We start from the raw sequence: 20,055 nt of genomic DNA, 5'->3' as shown, positions 1-20,055 counted from the left end.
ATCTAGAATATTAAGACCCCAAATCTGAAGTATTCTTCCATAACAAGACTTAACCTATGCTCCCACAGAAAACAAGGCATTTGCTATATGCCGTGCTGTTGGTGTTTATATCAATTTTTTGTTCCACAGTACTTGCAAAAACAGAGGTGAATAAAGTATTTGCCAAGGTGGTAGATGCCGTCTCTGGAACTAGCAAAGCAAAAACCGCTGAGTTGCCTGAGGTACAATCCTCGAAGGTTCATACTCACGATGTAATCACAGCTTCAGCTCCTATGTTCATGACGATCATTCAGGGAGCCAACGAGGAAGTGGTATGTCCCAATGATGGTAGTACCCTAGCCAAATTCTTCTTATGCGGTACCAGCGATATTAGAACTTTAACCCTAAGTCAGTCGGGAAGTAGTTATGAGTGGCAACAATTGGACACCAACACTTGTGCCCCAACCGTTGTTGACGATTGTCCTACTATCAATGCGGCCTGTACATGGAATACTGTAGGAACCGGAGCTACCTATAGCCTGTCAACTGCCGGTGAATTTAGGGTACGAGTGGATTCAGGTCAATATTTTTATTTCAAATCCACTTTGAACCCACTGGATCCCCAATTGATCCATGAAGATATCATCTGTGGAAATCCTGGTAGAGTGGAAGTTACCAACGTACCTGCTGGATATGAATATAGTATCAGTGGTGCGGCAGGACCATATCAGGACGATCCTTTCTTTGATGTTACAAGCGCTGGTAATTATATGGTATGGGTTCGTTTGAAAAATGTTTCCGCTAGTGCCTGTGTCTTCCCATCCAATACAGTTAATGTTCAAGATTTGGATATAACAGTAGATGTTACCGCCAACGATATTTTGTGTAGTGGTGAATTGGGAAGTGTGGATGTACAGGTTTCCGGCGTTCCAGGATTCTTTACCTACAGGCTGATCAAAAATGGGGTAACAGTAGATACGTTTGGACCCAATGCCACTGATAGCTATACCTTTGCCAATGTTGGTCCCGGCACATATTCCATTCGCGTGGATACCAATGACTGTTCTGAGACCGTGACCACGGTTTCTGGTGGTGGCCCCATCGAAATTGGAAGCGGTATTAGCCCATTGGATGTTTCCGCAACAGCTTCTGATAGTTTTGGTTGTGGAGCCGCTTCGGTAGATGTCAATTTAACCACTACAGGAGGGACTGCTCCTTACCGCTTTAGCGTGGATGGAGGTCCATTCAGCTCAACATATACAGGTTCGACAACTTTTTCGGTTACTTCCGCCGCTACCTATAATATTTTAGTGGAAGATGCCAATGGATGTCAAAGAACTGCCTCGGTAGACGTTCAAGATATCCCACCACCCTTGTTCAACTTTACAGAAGAAGATGCCAATTGTGGTGGTGCGAATGATGGAAGAATTACCATAAATGTAACCAATGGTTATGGTTATGAGATACAGTATAGTATTGACAATGGAGCCAACTATCAAATAAGTAATGTTTTCTCCAATTTGGCTCCTGGAACCTATGACATTGTGTTAAGGTACGAACAGGATTCATTTACCTGTACCACAACGCCACAAACGGCAACCGTGGGTACTCCTTCAACGATTAACGCCACTGCTACTCCAGATTCCTCTCCAACTTGTTTGGACGAAAATGGTGGCCAAATTACCATTTCAGGGGTTTCTGGTGGAACCGCTCCATATGAGTATAGTGTTGGTGCTGGCTTTGGATCTGGTAATGTATTTACAAATTTGGGTGTTGGGACATATACCCCTTTGATTAGGGATGCCAATGGTTGTGTACAACCTTTACCAGATATTGTTTTCAATACCCTGAATAAACCTACCGATTTAACCTTTACCATTTCCAGTTTGGATTGCATATCCACTACAGCCAGCGTTGGTCTTGTAGTAACAGGGGGGACAGGACCTTATACTTATGAAATTATCGCTCCTGCGTCAAGTGCAATCAATAACGGTAACAACGATACCTTTACCGGACTTGGATTGGGAACTTACACCTTTAGGGTTACCGACAATGAAGGTTGTTCCTATGATGAAAATTATGCCATAACCGATATCAGTTCTATTGCAGTTCAAGCCCAACAAACCAAAGTGGTTACCTGCGTGGGCGATTCTGATGGGGAAGGAAGGTATTTGGTAGATGGATTTAACACCACCTATAGTTATAGTATTGATGGAGGACCACTATTTACCGGGCAAAATGCAGGAATAATTCCTGTTACCGGTTTGGCGGCAGGTAATTACGTCATCTCTGTTACTGACGAGGATACCAATTGTACGGACACAGCTACCCTTACCATAGAAGAGCCCTCCACGGCCTTCGCCATTTCCAGTTTGGATGTAACCGACATGAGTTGTCAGAATGGAAATATTGGCTCTGTGCGAATCAACACTGTTGGTGGTTGGGGAGGTAATAGATATACGTTGACCCAGCCAGATGGATCCACCCGTGGTCCAAAAAATGGAAGGGTTTTTTCCAATCTTTCACAAGATGGTTTGTATCAAGTGAGCGTAACTGATGCCAATGGTTGTACCATTACGGATAGTTTTACACTAACCTCATTACAAGCCCCTGCTTTGACCTTGGATTTGGGTGCTTCCGATTTTTGTTATGATAACTTTAATGCAGCAACCTTAGTGGTCAATGCTACATTGGGCACGGCACCTTATCAATATCGTATCAATGGGGGAGCTTTAGGAGCTAGCAATACTTTTTCTGGCCTTACACCTGGCAATTATACAATAGAAGTGGTGGATGCCAATGATTGTAGAGATACTGTTTCTGCAACTATTGAACCACAGGTGATGGCTACAGCGGTTACCATTCAGGAATTGGACTGTGCAGGTCCTCCTGGACAGATTCAAGTGAATATAAGCAACGGATACACTTCCGGAGGAGACTATGACATTTACGAAGTCAGTATCAATGGAGCACCATATACCTCGGACAATAATAATATTACAGGAACCTCTTTCATCTACAATGTACCCAATGATGGTTCGATCGTATCAGACACCACCTATCAGTTTATGATAACCGATGCTAATGGTTGTACTACAGAATCTAACGTGATAACCATAACGCCACCTGAAACCATCGCTGGTTCTGTGGTAGGGACGGACACGCAATGTGGTGACCCCAGTAGTGGTATTGTGGAACTGATTCCAGATACTTCCCAGGGAATACCTCCATACGAATTCAGTAATGATAACGGAGCGACTTTTGGAACCCAGAACATTTTCTCTGGATATGGACCTGGAACACACGGTGGGTTTGTTATTCGGGATAGCCGAGGGTGTGTTAGCCCTGCTTACGATGTAACCATTGGTGGAAGCGCTGCCTTGGATGCCACGGCTACACCGTCTCCAGCAGTTTGCTCGGCTGGATCGGTATTGGGTTCCATCTCAACCACAATCAACAATGGCGTTGCGCCTTTTGACTATGTGTTACTTGATGTTGCTGGAAATTTAGTGGCATCTTCAATGGGAACCGCCAGTACAACGGTGAATTTCCCAAACCTTCCAGCCGGAAACTATACCGTGGTGACCACGGATTCCACAGGATGTGAGGACAGGGACCCTGTAATCATTGATCAGAATACACTGGATTTGATTCCATTAGATCCACCACCGGCCCTTTGTACCGATCCTTTCATATCTTATCGTGTACAGGCCACTGGAGGTACGGCTCCCTATGAATTTAGATTGGTTGGGGACCCAACTTTCGTTCTTGCCAATGTCAACGGGGTAGATATCCATGATTTCTCCGCAGTAGTAACCTTTGGAGTGACCTATTTTGTTGAAGTAAGGGATGCTTTGGGATGTACATACATTGAGGAAATAGACCCTATAACTGCTCCAAGTCCAGTAACTGTAACGGCTACAGCTACAACAGCCTCCTGTAACGTTGCGGGAAGTGGTGCAATTGATTACGAAGTGACAGGAATTGCAAGCCCCGCAGATTTAACCATTACTCTTCAAAATACAGATACAGGAGCCACAATTACAGGTCCGACCCCACACAATAATGTGGCAATTCCTTTCAATGATTCATTCACTGGTCTGGCACCGGGGAATTATCAGATTTTGGTAACAGACAACAATACTGGCTGTACGGGAAGTACCTTGGTTTTTATTGATTTTAGTTCCCCATCCATCGTTATTGATAGCAATGTACAAGCAACCTGTAATGCGGGGGCCTTTGTAACAGTAAGAGGTATTGGTTCAGGAACTCCATTCGGATATGCCTATGTGCCATCAGGAGACCCTGCTCCAACAGTATTTAATACGGATACTACTTTTGAAATTCCAGGGCCATACCCCACCAACTACGATTTCTATGTGCAGGATGCCAACGGCTGTACAGCTCTGACAACAGCTACCGTGAGCCAGGAGGCCGGAGTGCCCAACCCAACCATTGATGTCACTAATCAGTGTACGGCAACCAGTGGATATCAGATTGAAGTACTTTCTCCTATTTCAACAGGTTCTGGACTGCCACATGAAACCTATATGTATGATATTGGTAGTGGATACCAAACCAGCGTTAATTTTGTAGTTCCCAACCCGGGAAGCTACGTGATTACGGTAAGGGATGGTAACGGATGTACCAATACAGTAACTGCAGATGTATTCGATTTCTTTGCGATTACCGCGGATGCAACTTCATTCCCCACCTGTAATGCTGGTGATGGAGAGATTACCGTGAATACCACAGGGGGTAGTGGAAACTTCGAATTCCAATTGCGGGATGCCGGCACCTTGGCCAATGTAGGTCCGGCCCAAAGTTCCAACGTATTCACCAATGTAATGCCAGGGGATTACAACGTTTTGGTGACGGATTTAAGCTCTAATACTACCCCATTATGTTCCGATGAAGCCATTGTGAATGTTTCAACGGTGAATACTCCGGTGATTACCGCAACCCCAAGTACGGATATCTCCTGTAACGGAGCTGATGATGGTACGATTTCGGTAGAACTTCAACCTGGTTCGGATACGGATACTCCGTTGAATTATATTCTTTATGATGGTGCTAGCACAACCGTAATTGCAGGCCCACAACCATCACCTGTATTTGATAATCTTACTCCAGATACATATCAAGTGGAAGTGGTTTCGGATAGAGGTTGTACGGATCGTTCGGGAGACATCATTATAGCGGAACCCACATTGTTGCAAGTGGATGCCATCAATACGGAATTCAGCTGTAACCCTTCCAGTAACCAGTTTAGTACGGCTACCATTACCGTTTATACGGATACCAATGGGGATGGAACCGGAACACCTACAGGAACGGGACCTTATACCTATAGCTTAAACGATGGTACCCCCCAGTTTGATGGTACCAACTTCCAAACCAGTAATGTTTTTGAGGTGATCGATAATGGTACAAACCAAACCTTTATTTTGACCGCTAGGGACCAGAGTGGGTGCGAAGAGACCACCACGGTCAATATCAATACACCAACAGATATCACTTTTAGTTATAATGTTGGACCCATATCCTGTGATGCTTCCGGAAGTGGTGTTAACCCAGGATTTATCGAAATTATTGTCAATGAGGGACCAGGAAACTACGAAGTTGAGATCTTGCCATTGGGTTCCGAACCAGCCAGAAGTTCGTCTGGAACGGATAGGGTGACCTGGGACATATCTACCCCCGGAGACTACATCTTTGCAGTAACAGATGTGGGAAGTGGAGGTTGTTCGTATTTGACCTCTACCATCAACATGCCGGAATACAATACCATTGAAGCTGTAATAGCTGAGGTGCGACCGGTAACCTGTTTCAATGGAAACGACGGTGAAATCAGCCTGGCAATCAACAATTATAGCGGTACTTATAATTATGAAGTCTTCTCAAGGGATAATTCAGGGGTAGAAACCACCACCGGAGTGACCGGTAGTTTTGACACCAATGCCCCGATCAATAGCCCAGAGATTATTTCAGGACTTCCAGCTGGAAACCTGATAGTTCATATAGAAGCGTTGGATGACCCATATTGTGATGTGGTGAGTAATGTGGTGACCGTTAGATCTCCAGACCGACCACTTACCGTAACAGCGGTGCAAACCACTGAGGTAACGTGTAATGTTCCCGGATTTGGGGAAATTACGGCGACCGGAGACGGCGGTTGGGGAACCTATGAGTACCAATTGATTGCTCCGGATGGTGTTACCGTGTTGGTAGATTATCCCAATACCAATCCTATATTCCAAGATTTGTCAACGGGAACCTATACGGTGAACATCCGTGATTTTAGGGGTTGTGAGGAAAGTACAACCATAAACCTACCATTGCCAGTACCGATTTCCGCAGATATTCAAGTGGTTCAACCCTTGCGTTGTAACAATGACAACGACGGAATTATTGAAGCCTACAATATGGCAGGTGGACAAGGTCCAGGGAATTATCTATATCAATTGAATAGGATAACGGATGGAACCAATAGTGGACTTCAGACCATTCCAACATTTGCCAACTTGTCTGCCGGTGACTATACCATTACCATATTTGATGGTTGGAATTGTAGTTTTACCACAGTTCCCATAACCGTTCAAGATCCAGAAATTGTAGTTGCAGAATTGGTGGAGCTACAGCCTCCAGGTTGTGGGGATTTGGGTAGAATGCAATTAACGGTTACGAACCCAGAAGTTGGTGTGGATTACTTCTACCGCAGAGCGGGAACAAGCGACCCCTTTACGCCGTTTGGTGCAGGATTGAGCAGTGTTGAAATTGCCGCGGACATTACCATAGATCCCGGACCTTTCCAATACGACGTTCAGAATTCCAACGGCTGTCCGTCAGAGAAATCCAATCAGATTTCCTTGGATCCAGCAGCGCCTTTGGTTATCGCGCTTGATTTAACCAACGCAACCATCAATTGTGCTGGTGAAGCAACAGGTATTATACGATCCGAAGCATTTGGAGGTATCGGAAGCTATATCTATACCCTTTTGAACTCAAACACACCTCCAGTACCTACACCTTCAACAACGGTGAGGTCTGCGCAAAGCTCTGGGATTTTTAGGGACTTACTACCAGGTACCTATTATGTATATGCACAGAGTGGGGGATGTGAGGCCATATCCGACCCTATCATCATAGAACCAAAACCGCCATTGGTATTGGAGTACTTGGAAGCCGTTCCTGTAGCCTGTTACGGTGATACCAACGGACAGATTATTATCGAAGCCAGTGGAGGAACAGGGGCTATACGCTATTCCATTTCTGATACCTTGAGTGAGTTTTTTGAGGGGGACGACCCGGCCAATCCAAATAGAAAGACTTTTGATGATCTTTCACCAAGAACCTATGATGTAATTATCCAGGACGATTTGGGTTGTACCATAACACGAACCGTGGAAATAACCCAGCCGATGGAATTGATTGCGGCAGTGGCATCAACAACTCCTGAAGTTTGTTTGGGGGATATGGACGGTACCATGACATTGGAAGTAACTGGAGGAACTGCGCCTTACTTCACCAGTGTAAATTCCGCTGATGATGCTGACTTTGAGCAAAACGACACCTTGTTCTTTGATAATCTTCAAGGTGGTGAAACCTATGTGGTTTTTGTTCGGGATTCCAATGGTTGTCAAACTAATGTAACTGCAGACATTGGACTCGGTATAGAATTGATGGCAGAACCCATTGTGGAATATGGTTGCGAGGGGATTTTCCCTTATAGCACTGCCACCGTTTCCATTGCTGATGATTCCATGCTGAACGATTTACTCTTTTCATTGGATGTGGACGATATTAGTTTGGCAACGGAGCAAAGAACCTTTGGAGATCTTCCGGAAGGAGAACACACGGTTTTCATTTATCATCAAAACGGTTGTGTGACCTTTGTTGAATTTGAAATTGAGGTTTATGAGCCTTTGACTTTAGAAGTGCTTAAAACCGGCCCAACAGAAATTAAGGCTATTGCAACAGGAGGTTTTGGAGGTTATGAATACTTCTTTCAGGGCGAATCCTTTGGGGAGACCAATACATTTACCATTAATCAAGATGCCAATGTGAATGTTATGGTCCGTGACCGTAATGGTTGTGAAGCTAACTTTATGATGGCTTTTGATTTTGAGGGAATGCCTGAAATGCCTCCGTTTTTTACACCGGATGGAGATGGTATGAACGATAACTGGTACCCTAGAAATAGGGAGTTCTTCCCCAATATTGATGTGATTATCTACGACCGCTACGGTAGGGTAATAGCCAGACTGGACCAAGTTCAGAAGTGGGATGGTACCTATGAGGGACACCCACTTCCAACAGGGGATTATTGGTATGTGGTCTATGCCAATGATAGGGAAAAGCAACAATATGTAGGGCATTTCACCTTGTACAGGTAAGTGTAATCTAATTTTTGTTATATTTACTCATCTAAGACTCTGTTTGCAGAATTATTTTGATTGGAGTTATAACCTCGCCTCTTTTTATTCAATGTATATGCACAAAATAGCTGTTGGCCAGTAAATAGTTGGGCTTTATGGTTTTTGGGGTCTTGAAGACTAATCCAAATCTTAAATTCGGGACCACCATGGATTCAAAGAAATTTGACCTGCAATTACCCTCTTTTTTGCCTATCGAAACCAAAACATTGGAATATTCACTGTTTCTTTTGAATCTATATCTTAACGGGTATGGTGAGAAACACAAACCCTACAAAATCGATTACCACACATTGCTGTTGAGCTATCATTTTTGGGGAAAGAGGAATTTGGATGAATTTTGCCAAAATCAAACATTGAGCTATTTTTTGCTGCACCCAAATGATGATTCCGCTGAGGCCAGGGAAGCTTTTTACATTGAAATCAGGGAGTTTTTGACCGGGAATTAATTCCTTTCAAACTATCGCTTTAGTGTAAAATGACCTTTGAAAGACCGACCGTCCTCCAAAGAAACACTAAACCAATAATCCGAAGCGGGTAAAGGCTGACCATTCCAGCTGCCATCCCAACCGGGAGAGGCTGGATCTACTTGGGCAAGGAAATTCCCATACCTATCAAAGATATATACAATGGATCCGGACTGAATATCTCCGCTGATACCTTCAATTTGCCAATAATCGTTCACATTGTCATTATTGGGAGTAAAGAAAGCAGGATGCCCTATGACCGAGAATTGGAATTCCACCACTTCACAGCCATTAATATCCCTAGCGTAGGCCTTATGGATGCCAGGAGGTACATTGTCAAATACGTGACTTCGCTGGAAAGGGCCAAAGGGTGCATCCACCGAGAACTCAAAGTCCCCAAATTCTGCCAATTCCACAGTTGCCGTAGTTTGCAAACTGACCAATCCATCAACATTCACAGTTAAAATTTCTGGAGGTTCTATGGTTGTGACCTCCACCGTTTTGAAAGCCTCGCATCCTGTGCCATCTGTCATGGTCGCCTTTAGCGTATAGGTCCCTTCATCAGGAATATCAAAAGTTTGGTTGGTACTCAAAATATTTCCATCGGCATCTATCCATTCATAAGTATAAACGCCTTGGACATTTGTGGGATCAATGGAATATGGTAACTGATTTCGGCAGACCTCCAAACTAGAGTCCAAATCAAAAATTGGCCCTTCATCCACTACCAACGTAATATGCTGGCCAAGTCCAATACAGGCATTTTGATCTTCACTATCTACCCTTACCCAAAGATCCTGCCGACCAGGTGATAATGCGTTTCTATAACGCGTTGGGTCGATGGCTTCCAACTCAGACAAAGCATCCTCCGCCGAAGCGTAATAGCTCACCTCAAAATTGCTGCCTGGTGGGAACAAGGCAAGAATAGTGTTGGTGGCATTACTAAATTCAAAAGTTCCTATTCCATCCGTGTAGTTTTCATTAACATCATCATCGCAGGCCTTGACTTCGATATTAAAATCACTGGGAATGGCCGTGCTTACCACGCTTAAATCTAAAGTTGTAACGCCAAAACAACCTAATTCATTTTCAACTCTCACAAAAAGTTGCGAGTTTAAGGCATTGGAATAGGCCTCAGGACTGGCAACGGGACTGGATCCACCTCTTGCCCCACGTTCAGTATCATGAAAGCTAAAAGTGAGTCCCTCTGAGGCATTGATCAGGGAACCAGCTTCAAAGAGATTAAATTCCGAGAATCCGTCCCCATCGGGATCGCACTGGACCAATTGAGCTGGATTGGCCAATGGCAAAGCGGTTACCTCAACCTCCTTGGTATAAGATTCCACTTCTGCACCTTTGGTTATGGTGGCTGTAACAAGATAGGTTCCAGGAACGGCATAAACATGCTCGGGAGATTTATCCAAAGTGTTTAATACAGGGGATCCGTCTCCAAAATTCCAGGCAATGTTATCCGGGTCTGGGAGATAGTTGGTAGACAGCTTTGTATTGTCTCCAACACAAGCTTCCTCATATTCTACCCGAACTTGAAAATAGGACTGGACAAAGGAAGGAAGTCCCTTATGGCTACCACGATCTATGGGGAGACCATCTTCCACATAATTGCAGGCTGCCCCCAGTTCCTTTGGATTGTTGATCACTCCCAGATGTCGTCTTTGCACATGTGCTTGATAAATTTTACCGTCAATCGCCAATTGCAGGGCAGTAGGGTCAACAGGAGACTCGGCTATCCTTTGATAATCGTTGTTTCTCTCCAAATCTATCTGGACCAATATACTTCCATCATTATCATGGCCACTTGGAGGTACGTCACCATTGTTAAAACTACTGACTGTTGCATACAATTTTTTTGAGTCAGGAGAAAACTCAACTCCGTAAGCAAATACAAAGTCATCATCCATCAATTGTTGGGGATTGGAAACGGTTCCTGTTAAAATATCGAAATCAAAAAGGTACAGACTGCCTGGGGAGTGTCCACTGGGATCTATGTTGTTCATAAAGTTCGCCATGGCAAGCTTGGTTCCGTCGGGTGACAACTTTATCTGCCCTTTGGCATTTCCTGGATAGGCTCCCAAATACATCAGTGGACCTACTTGTGAAACAATGGGAGTTTCATTAACTCCATTTTCATCTACTTTAAAGGAATAGAATTTATCATGAAAATGTGCAATTACCCAATAAATATCCTCGCAAGGGTCCTTGATGGCGGTAAGTTTTTGAGAACATTTCAAAGCCCTTTCAAATCGGTTATCTGGATCATAAGTGATTAAGTGTGCTCCGCGACTACTAATAGTTCCCGGACCCGTCATATTGACCTCAAAAAAGTTGAGGCCACTCCCATTCCAGATAATGGTATCCACCGTTTCGTAGTCATCTGTTATAAAAAGATAGTAGAAATTTGGAAAGCCAGGCTTTGGTACAATTATCGAAGACTGGGTACTGAAGTTACTTCCTGATAGCGCCCTGCTACCCGGCATACGTCTATGCAACCTGTTGTACGCAATTTCCGAATCTGTATAAAAAAGAAGATTACCTTCGTCGGTGGCTATGGTAGCGCTGCCTTCATAGGTGTCCATATTACTTCCAATCAAGGAACGGGGAGTTAGGCTATTGAAATCGAGCCCTGCATATTGCCCAAAATGCCATATGGCTGCCTCCCTGTCTTGGGCGCACACCACACCAAACCAACATGCCATAAGCAATGTAAGTGCTCTTTTCATAGCGCAATCGGAGTATTATTCCTTCCGTATAGTGATGAAAGTAAATAGCTATCAACTCTAAATATAGTGATTTCAGTGTTTTGGGCATAAAGAGGTGGACAAAAATGGGTGTTCATCTGATTTTATAGATGAACAGAAAGGATTACCGTTTCAAAGTAAAATGACCCTTGAAGGATCTGCCATCTTCCAAGAAAACCGTGAACCAATAGTCCGAAGCTGGGAGCGGTTTACCGTTCCAACTACCATCCCAACCTTCGGAAGCTGCATCAACTTGCGCAAGGAAATTGCCATATCTATCATAAATGTAGACCATGGATTGGGATTGGATGTCCGCGCTTATTCCCTCTATCTGCCAGAAATCATTTACACTGTCATTGTTTGGGGTGAAGAAAGCAGGATGCCCAATTACGGAAAATTGGAATTCCACCACTTCACAGCCATTTATGTCCCTGGCATAGGCCATGTGCACTCCAGGAGGAACATTTTGGAATACATTGCTACTTTGGAAAGGGCCCAGCGGGTCGTCCAAAGAGAACTCGAAATTGTCAAAGTTTGCGAGTTCCACGCTTGCAGTTGTCTGCAAGCTGACCAATCCATCCACCTTAACATCCAAAATTTCGGGAGGGTCGATGGTGGTGACTTCGATAGTGCTGAAGGCTTCGCATCCTGTGCCATCCGTCATGGTTGCCATTAGTGTATAAGTTCCGGCACCTGGAACGCCAAAATTTTGGTTAGTACCCAAAATAGTACCGTCAGCGTCCGTCCATTCGTAGGTATAATTGTCCTGTGGATTTCGGGCACTTATGGGATAGGGTAATTGGTTCAGGCAAACTTCGATGGAGGGCTCCAAATCAAAAATTGGGCCTGCATCAATAGCTAGGGTAATATGTTGCCCAAGTCCAATGCAGGCATTCTGATCTGCCCCATCAACCCGAACCCAAATATCTTGTCTGTTGGGTGACCCCACATTGCGATACTGCGTTGGGTCTAAGGGATTGGTTTCTGAAAGCGCATCCTCCGAGGATTCATAATAACTTACTTCGAAATTACTGTTTGCAGGAAACAATGCCATAATGGTACCGGTGGCACCGCTAAAGTCAAAAGTTCCGATACCATCTGCATAATTGTTGTCCACCCCATCGTCGCAGGCCCTAACCTCCAATTGAAAATCACTAGGTATAGCAGTACTTACTACCCTTAGGTCCAGTGTGGTGACATCAAAACATCCCAGTTCGTTCTCTACCCTCACAAAAAGTTGGTTGCCCAATGCATTGGAGTACATTTCTGGATTGTCTATTGCAACAGAACCGCTTCTGGCGCTCCTTTCGGTATCATGAAAGCTATAGATTAGCCCTTCTGTAGCATTTATAAGGGAAGATGCTTCAAATAGGTTGAATTCAGAGAATCCATCCCCATCTGGGTCACACTGCACCAGCTCAGCAGGGTTTGCCAAGGGTAAAGAGGTCACTTCCACTTCTTTGGTATACGTTTCCACTTCCGCACCTTTGGTAATGGTGGCCGTAACAAGATAGGTGCCTGGAGCGGAATAAACATGCTCCGGAGATTTATCCAAAGAGTTCAAAATAGGAGATCCATCCCCAAAATCCCAGGCAATATTATCCGGGTCAGGGAGATAGTTGGTAGAGAGTTTTGTATTGTCTCCTACACAAGCTTCTTCATATTCAACTCTTACTTGGAAAAAAGACTGTACAAAAGCTGGAAGCCCTTTTTGACTAGCTCTACCCATTGGAAGACCATCTTCCACGTAGTTGCATGCAGTTCCTATTTCCTTGGGATTGTTGATTACACCCAAATACCGTCTTTGAATATGGGCCTGATAGATTTTACCATCAATGCCCAACTGCAAGTCAGTGGGGTCAACTGGTGAATCTGCAATTTTTTGATATCGGTTGTTGTCCTCCAAATCCACTTGGACCAACATGCTTCCATCATTAAAAAAACCACTGGGCGGAACATTTCCGTTATTAAAACTACTTACAGTGGCGTACAATTTTTTAGAATCTGGTGAAAACTCCACTCCATAAGCAAACACAAAATCGTCATCCATCAATTTTTGCTCATTGGAAACCACACCAGTTAATACGTTAAAATCAAAAACATACAAACTCCCTGGTGCATGACTTTCCTTGTCTACCCCATTCTGAAAATTTGCCATGGCCAAGCGGGTTCCATCTGGAGACATTTTAATCTGCCCTTTAAAGTTCATAAAGGGTCGACCGAGTTCTACAGCAGGCCCCACTTGTGAAACAACAGGTGTTTCGTTTACCCCATTTTCATCAATCCTAAAGGCGTAAAATGAATCCTTAAAATGAGTGACAAGCCAATAAACCTCTTCACATGGATCTTTGATGGCTGTAAGTTTTTGCGAACATTTCAATGCCCTTTCAAAACGATTGCTGGGATCATAGGTCACAAGATGATTGACCTCACTCCGAATGGATCCTGGTCCTGCCATGCCAACAGAGTAATAGTTCAGCCCTGAGCCGGTCCAAACAACAGTGTCCACTGTTTCGTATTCGTCTGTGGTGAACAAAAAGTAGTTTGTGGGATTAGACGGGTCCGGGACTATAATTGCAGACTGGGTACTTCGGGTACTACCTACCAGAAACCTACTTCCTGAAATTAGCCTATGTGAGCTGTTATGGGCACTTTCCCCATCTGCATAAAAAATCAAGCGTCCTTCCTCGGTAGAAATGGAAGTTGTGCCCTCAAAAGTATCTGTGGCGGAGTCTGCCAAAGAACGAGGAACCAAACTATTGAAATCCAACCCTGCAAACTGTCCAAAATGCCAAATTGCTGCTTCCCTATCTTGGGAAAAAGCCAGGCTGGTCCAAAATGCCATAAGTATTAGTAGTGCTCTTTTCATGGTCAAATTGGATAACTACAGGGAACATAAATCCTTGAATTTGAGTAGCTATCAAAAATAAATATAATGAATTCGTACTACTGGATTGAAATTAGCTGACAAAAACAGTTGGGCGTCCAAAAAATTGGACGAAATGAATAGTTTGATAAATCTGCCCAAATTGTATATTTGCACTCCCAATTTGTTAAGCTAAACTTGGAAATTGGGTATTGTTTATTGAAAATTATTGATCAAAGGTCAATTACGGGATGTGGCGCAGTCTGGTAGCGTACACGCATGGGGTGCGTGTGGTCGCTGGTTCGAATCCAGTCATCCCGACAAGCTAAAGCAGAAAAGCTCACGTAGAAAGTTTACTTTCTTAAGAGAGCTTTTTGCGTTTAGGGTAAATTAAAGCCTGCTTTAATTTGCAACAAAACCCGTTCTGGATGCACAAAGTGAATCCAGTCATCCCGACATAAAAAGCCGAGCTACATTGCTCGGCTTTTTTATTTAGTCTTAAATCTATTTACGTGTTCAAAATATGAGCGGGCGCATATTGAATTAAAAAGATGCTGTCTATATATGGATACAACCAAAATGTGACCTATCTTACAGTGTCTAACACTTTCATTATGAATTAAATGTGTTGGGAAGTAAATAGGTCAGATGAATAAAATCAATCTGTTGTTAGCGTTGGTGGTTTGTACCTCGGCTTGGACCCAGTCCAAGATTGAAGGTCATATATATGATGAAGCGACCAACACCCCCTTGCCCTATTGTTCCATCAAAATATATGGATCCAAGGAGGATTATACCATAACAAATGAGGATGGGAAGTTTGCTATTGGTCAGGAGTTTGCCAATGATTCCCTGGAAATAAGACATATTGGATTTAAACCAAAAAAGGAAGCCCTGTCCTATTTTAAATCAGAATCCAGACTGTATCTTGAGACCGATGTTTCCGCCTTGGATGAAGTGGTGCTAACTGCTGGAGAGGACAAAGAATATCCTTATAGATTGTTGGCCCAGGTAGTGGAAAAGTACCGTGCAAAAAATAGTATAACCCACAGCAAGGCCTTTCTTAAGTTGAGTTCGTCAGCTCGGAACATCCCAATTGAACAAATAGAAGGCTTTTATAACAGTGATCAAAGCTTGTCAGGAGGAATCTTGGATTTGAAGGTAAAAAGTGGTCGGTTTGGACAGAATAAAAAGTTTGCCTTTTACAGCCTTGATAACACCAAAATTCTAAGTGACTTTGAACTATTTGGAACTACAGGCCAATTATTACCGAATTATCCAGGTAATATGAATTACGAGGCGATTTCCAGAAAGTACAAGGTGAGGATTGACCCATGTACTTCCTGCAATGAACAGGATGTGGCCATTGCCTTTTTTCCAAAAAGACCCAATGGTAGATTGTTTTATGGGAAGCTGATAGTGGATCATGCTCGCTTGATTGTCAAAAGAATTGAATTGGGCGTTAAGGAACCGAATATTACGGATTTGGCCTCCATTAATGAAAACATTGAGCTTATACCCATAGAAATGCAACTTGATATTGCCTTTGATCCTATGGATTTGGATAAAATCCAATACCTGAATCTGACATTGCGAATGGATTATAGGTTCGATGGCATTTCTGAAATCATTGATTCCCGTACTTTTCTCTATGCCTATGATTATGATTTCACTTTTGAGGCACCTTACTTTACCAAAGAACTAACCTTCAATAATGACTACGATAAAATTATCGCATTACAAGCCTCTGACCACTTTTGGGAATCAAACTATCAATTCCCCAAAAGTTTTAAGGACAATCGTTCCATGAACTTCATGAAGAAACATGGCTATTTGATCAACTATAACAGTTATATTCCTTTAAGTGACCTAATGTATGCGAAACCTTCGGTATTGTCCTGGCATAAGGACTATCGCTTGCAGTGGGAACATCTCACAAACTTTACTCCAGTAAAGGAAGAGGAAGTAGGGCGAAAAAATTCGAGGGGCAAAAGGGATGTTACTGTGGGCCAGTCCTTTGATTCGCCGGTAGCTGCCCACATACAAAGTACAAGCGTTAAAAATAGCACCGGACTTAATATTACCTATGTGGTGGATAGCTATTTCGATGGGGAAGGTAAAAATAAAACGGAAAGCCGTACTTTATTAGATTTAACTGCTTCCCAATTTAACAATGATGGCTCTAGAAACAGGTTGGCGTATATCAATATAATATTTGATATCTATGAGGTTTACCGTCAATTGGCATCTTCCCGTATTACCGATAGTATGAATTCTGATGAGGCAAAGGCCATATTCGATGAAATATATCAAGGTGCTGCAATCGAGGTCAAAAAAATGCAAAAAGAAACTCAGCGAGGTGCGGATCAGGAAGCACTACAGCTATGGAACCGAAGAATCAATGCTCGATTGGGGGTGGATAATATATCTTTGAACCGTTAATGGTATAAACGGGTCATTCAATAATAGAATCTTTTTGGGTATTTATGGAAAATAGATGATTGCCTTGGTAATCTGGGCTAAGTTTAAACAGCATCTGTTTTTGGTGTTGGGAGGGAAGCCCATAATCAAAATAAGCAGTTATCCGAAGATAGGTATAGGTTCCTTCAAAGTACTGCAAATTTACCTGCCATTCCCCTTGGGGTTCTTCTTCAAAAAAGAATTGGGCGGTGGCCAAACCCTCCTTATTTTCGCTATTGTTCCAAGTTCTGTATTGCGACTCAGGATTTATGATCTGAATGCCCAAGTTGATCTCGGGATGGCTCCATGCCATAACAATTCTGGTGGTGGACTTTGCTGAAGGCTCAATCGTTCCTGAATCAAGCTTTCCAAACAGTCCAAGCTCTTGGGGTTCCAAATTAAAGAGCCGATTGATTTCAGCACTTTCAGGAATACTGCCATTCTTGACCTGGTCATTGTATTGACCGTATACCTCTGCCGCTTTTTCCCGATTTCCAAGAGCAACATAAGCATTGGCAAGATCAACATAGGATTCCGGAGCTGAAGAATCTTGTAGTAGAATTTGAAGATAAGTTTCCAATGCTTGATCATTTTGCCCCAATGTTTCCTGACTGTAAGCGAGTGATCGTAATGCCGTAATATTTTGCCCAAACATTTGGCGGACATCCTTTAGCAATTGATTGGCTGTTTTTTGGTCATCCCAACGTCCTCTAAAATACTGGGCCAAGTCCAAGAAAAAATAAGGTTGGGATGCATAAGCTTCAGCATGGGTTTTCAGTAATGCTCTGGCTTCCTGATGCGATGTCGCTCGGCCAAAGACATCCATATATTCAGGATTTTCCGGCGCATAGCTGTTTTTACTATCGAATATGTTATACAAGCTATCCCGCATTTCAGAGTTGTCGTATCGTCTAACAATCCCCATTTCGTCCATCCGGTTTTTGCCCTTTGTGTTGACTATTATTACGCCTCCAATTCCTCGAGGGCCGTATCTGGATATTGCGGCATTGCGCTGCAGAACAACCAAACGGTCTATGTCACTTGATGAAAGATAAGTTGGTGTGCTTTCGAAAATCATTCCGTCCACATCAAAAATGGCCTTAGGAGAGCTGGCGGAATCGGCATAGGCTATTCTCCTTAGATAAACCTCTACATCTGGTACATCATTATGTGGCGGTCTAACAACCCGCATGCCGGGAATGTGGTTCTTCAATGAAGTCAAAAAATCCGGCCCCACATTGATAAGATCCTCACCTTCCACAAAGCGCATGGAAGCGGAAGAACGGTCTTTGTCCAGAATTCCAAAAGAGGTCTTGATTAAATTGGTGTTTTCTTGGTAATCCGCAAGCAATTCTTTTTGCCGTTTGCGTTTCTTTTTTTGTACAACAACTTCCCTTAATTTGGTAGTTTGTGGAGATAAGACCACTTTTAAATCTTTCATTTGCCCGTCAACAAATAGCTCAACAGGGCCAAAGCCAACCGAGGAGATGACCAAAATTTCACCGGTCGTCGCTTGTATGGTGAACTGCCCCTGGGCATCTGAATTTGTGCCACGCTGCGTATTCTTGATTAATATGTTCGCATCAGGAATAGGGGTTTCCCACACATCGGTAACCTTCCCTGAAATTGTTACTTCAGTGGTCTGGGCATACAAAGGTAGGGCAAGCAATATTAAAATATAAACCAAGCTATTTTTCATGTGCCTATGATTTAAACCGATTAGAAGTCAGAGGATTAAGCGGGACAATTACTTCCTTATAAAAGTAAGAAAAAAGCTTAGGAATGGATTAATTTAATTTTTGGAAGCGCAGTGTTTATTTAAGTTTTTGGAAAGTTTCAAGAATTACATCCATTGGATTTGGATACAGGGAGTGTTGCATATCCCATGGTAATTGACCGCATGACCCAAAAAATATGGTTACATTTAAATACTATGGAGCATATACCGGTTAGGATAAACCTAATATCCCAAATTTTGATTTTGGGGGTAATTTTTGGAATATACCTCTCCTACTTTTTCATCAAAAAATCGATTAGGACTAAGTCCCCCAATTTTTTTATGGGGCTTTTATTGCTGATTTTATCACTTATCATGCTGGAGGGCTGGTTAAATTATACGAGTTACATTTTTCAGGTGTTGCCCTTGACCAATTTTTCAGAGCCCTTAAATTTTGCTATTGCACCTATCATTTACTTGTTTATGTTGTCACAGCTGGGCGATAAGAGGACCAAGTGGGATGGATTTCATTTTGTTCCCTTTGCCCTGTGGTTGGGCTATTGTGTATTCTTTTTTATTCAAGCAGATGTTTTTAAGTACAACGACAATCTGGCTGTAATGAACTTAAACGTGCCCGCGGCTAAGACATCCATACCTTATGCTGGAGATCCCTTGGGACTTCGGAATTATGTAAACCTTGCAACCATCGTCCATATAATTATATATAACATCATCTTAGCTAGAAGGTTGCTTTTGGCTGTGGGTAAAAAGGGGGAAACTATTTTCAACACTCAGGATAAAAACCTTCGTTCCATAAGAAATTCATTTAACCATTTTTTAATCATAACCATCATCTTGGTTTTTGTCAAAGCGAATTACGAAAGTGATGTGGGGGATTACTTGATTTTTCTATACATGTGTTTTATGATTTTCTTGACTTCCTATCAAATCATGAATTCCTCTTCGTACTATTTGCAGACCTCTTCTTTTTTGGAAGGCCCTGTGCTGAAGTATAAAAAGTCTTCCTTGGCCAATGAGGACAAGGTCATCATTTTGGAGGCCATTTCCAACCAAATGAAAAATGAAAAGTACTTTTTGAGGAGTACTGCCTCTTTATCGGGTCTGGCCAAATCCATTAATGAAAGTTCGCATCATGTTTCCCAGGTTATCAATGAAAAGCTCGGACTCTCTTTCTTTGAGTTATTGGCCACTTATAGAGTGGAGGAAGCCAAGTCCATTTTAAATACCGAAATGGGAAAGAAATTGACCATTGAAGAGGTGGCCGAACGCGTAGGTTACAACTCCAAATCTGCTTTTAATACTGCTTTCAAAAAAATAACTTCCCACACACCTTCTTCCTATAGAAACCTGTAAG

General features: G+C 42.9%; 7 protein-coding genes and 1 tRNA gene. 5 read left to right on the top strand and 3 right to left on the bottom strand.

The window, feature by feature from the left end; all coding sequences use genetic code 11:
* The first annotated feature begins 56 nt into the window (after positions 1–56).
* The gene (locus tag FGG15_RS05830; RefSeq protein WP_138834153.1) at positions 57–8,375 is read left to right on the top strand and encodes a T9SS type B sorting domain-containing protein; all 8,319 of its coding nucleotides are present in this window, start codon (positions 57–59) and stop codon (positions 8,373–8,375) included.
* Between the two features lie 188 nt (positions 8,376–8,563).
* Positions 8,564–8,863 carry a hypothetical protein gene (locus FGG15_RS05825; protein ID WP_138834151.1) on the top strand — a complete coding sequence of 100 codons (300 nt, stop codon included), beginning with the start codon at positions 8,564–8,566 and terminating at the stop codon, positions 8,861–8,863.
* A gap of 11 nt (positions 8,864–8,874) precedes the next feature.
* Here the strand turns inward: FGG15_RS05825 and FGG15_RS05820 are convergent, their stop codons facing one another.
* A complete protein-coding gene (locus tag FGG15_RS05820) occupies positions 8,875–11,619 on the bottom strand; it encodes a T9SS type B sorting domain-containing protein (RefSeq protein WP_138834149.1) in 2,745 nt (914 codons plus the stop codon).
* Between the two features lie 142 nt (positions 11,620–11,761).
* The gene (locus FGG15_RS05815; protein WP_138834147.1) at positions 11,762–14,506 is read right to left on the bottom strand and encodes a T9SS type B sorting domain-containing protein; all 2,745 of its coding nucleotides are present in this window, start codon (positions 14,504–14,506) and stop codon (positions 11,762–11,764) included.
* Between the two features lie 244 nt (positions 14,507–14,750).
* Here FGG15_RS05815 and FGG15_RS05810 point away from each other — a divergent pair.
* Both FGG15_RS05810 and FGG15_RS05805 read left to right on the top strand, forming a co-directional pair.
* Positions 14,751–14,824: transfer RNA gene (locus FGG15_RS05810), tRNA-Pro, on the top strand.
* Between the two features lie 327 nt (positions 14,825–15,151).
* Entirely contained in the window at positions 15,152–16,945 is a 1,794-nt protein-coding gene (locus tag FGG15_RS05805) for a carboxypeptidase-like regulatory domain-containing protein (RefSeq protein ID WP_138834145.1), read from the top strand.
* 13 nt (positions 16,946–16,958) lie between these two features.
* Here the strand turns inward: FGG15_RS05805 and FGG15_RS05800 are convergent, their stop codons facing one another.
* Complete coding sequence (locus FGG15_RS05800) at positions 16,959–18,662, bottom strand: tetratricopeptide repeat protein (protein WP_138834143.1); 1,704 nt, start codon at positions 18,660–18,662, stop codon at positions 16,959–16,961.
* 360 nt (positions 18,663–19,022) lie between these two features.
* On the opposite strand from FGG15_RS05800, the gene FGG15_RS05795 reads away from it, so the two are divergent.
* On the top strand, positions 19,023–20,054 hold the full coding sequence (locus FGG15_RS05795) for a helix-turn-helix domain-containing protein (protein WP_161991927.1): 1,032 nt from the start codon (positions 19,023–19,025) through the stop codon (positions 20,052–20,054).
* The last annotated feature ends 1 nt before the right edge of the window (position 20,055 follow it).

It is taken from the genome of Flagellimonas algicola, assembly GCF_005937185.1.
Classification (GTDB): Bacteria; Bacteroidota; Bacteroidia; order Flavobacteriales; family Flavobacteriaceae; genus Flagellimonas; species Flagellimonas algicola.
Note: the sequence above shows the minus strand (reverse complement) of the source record. Positions and strands in the feature narration are given on the sequence as shown.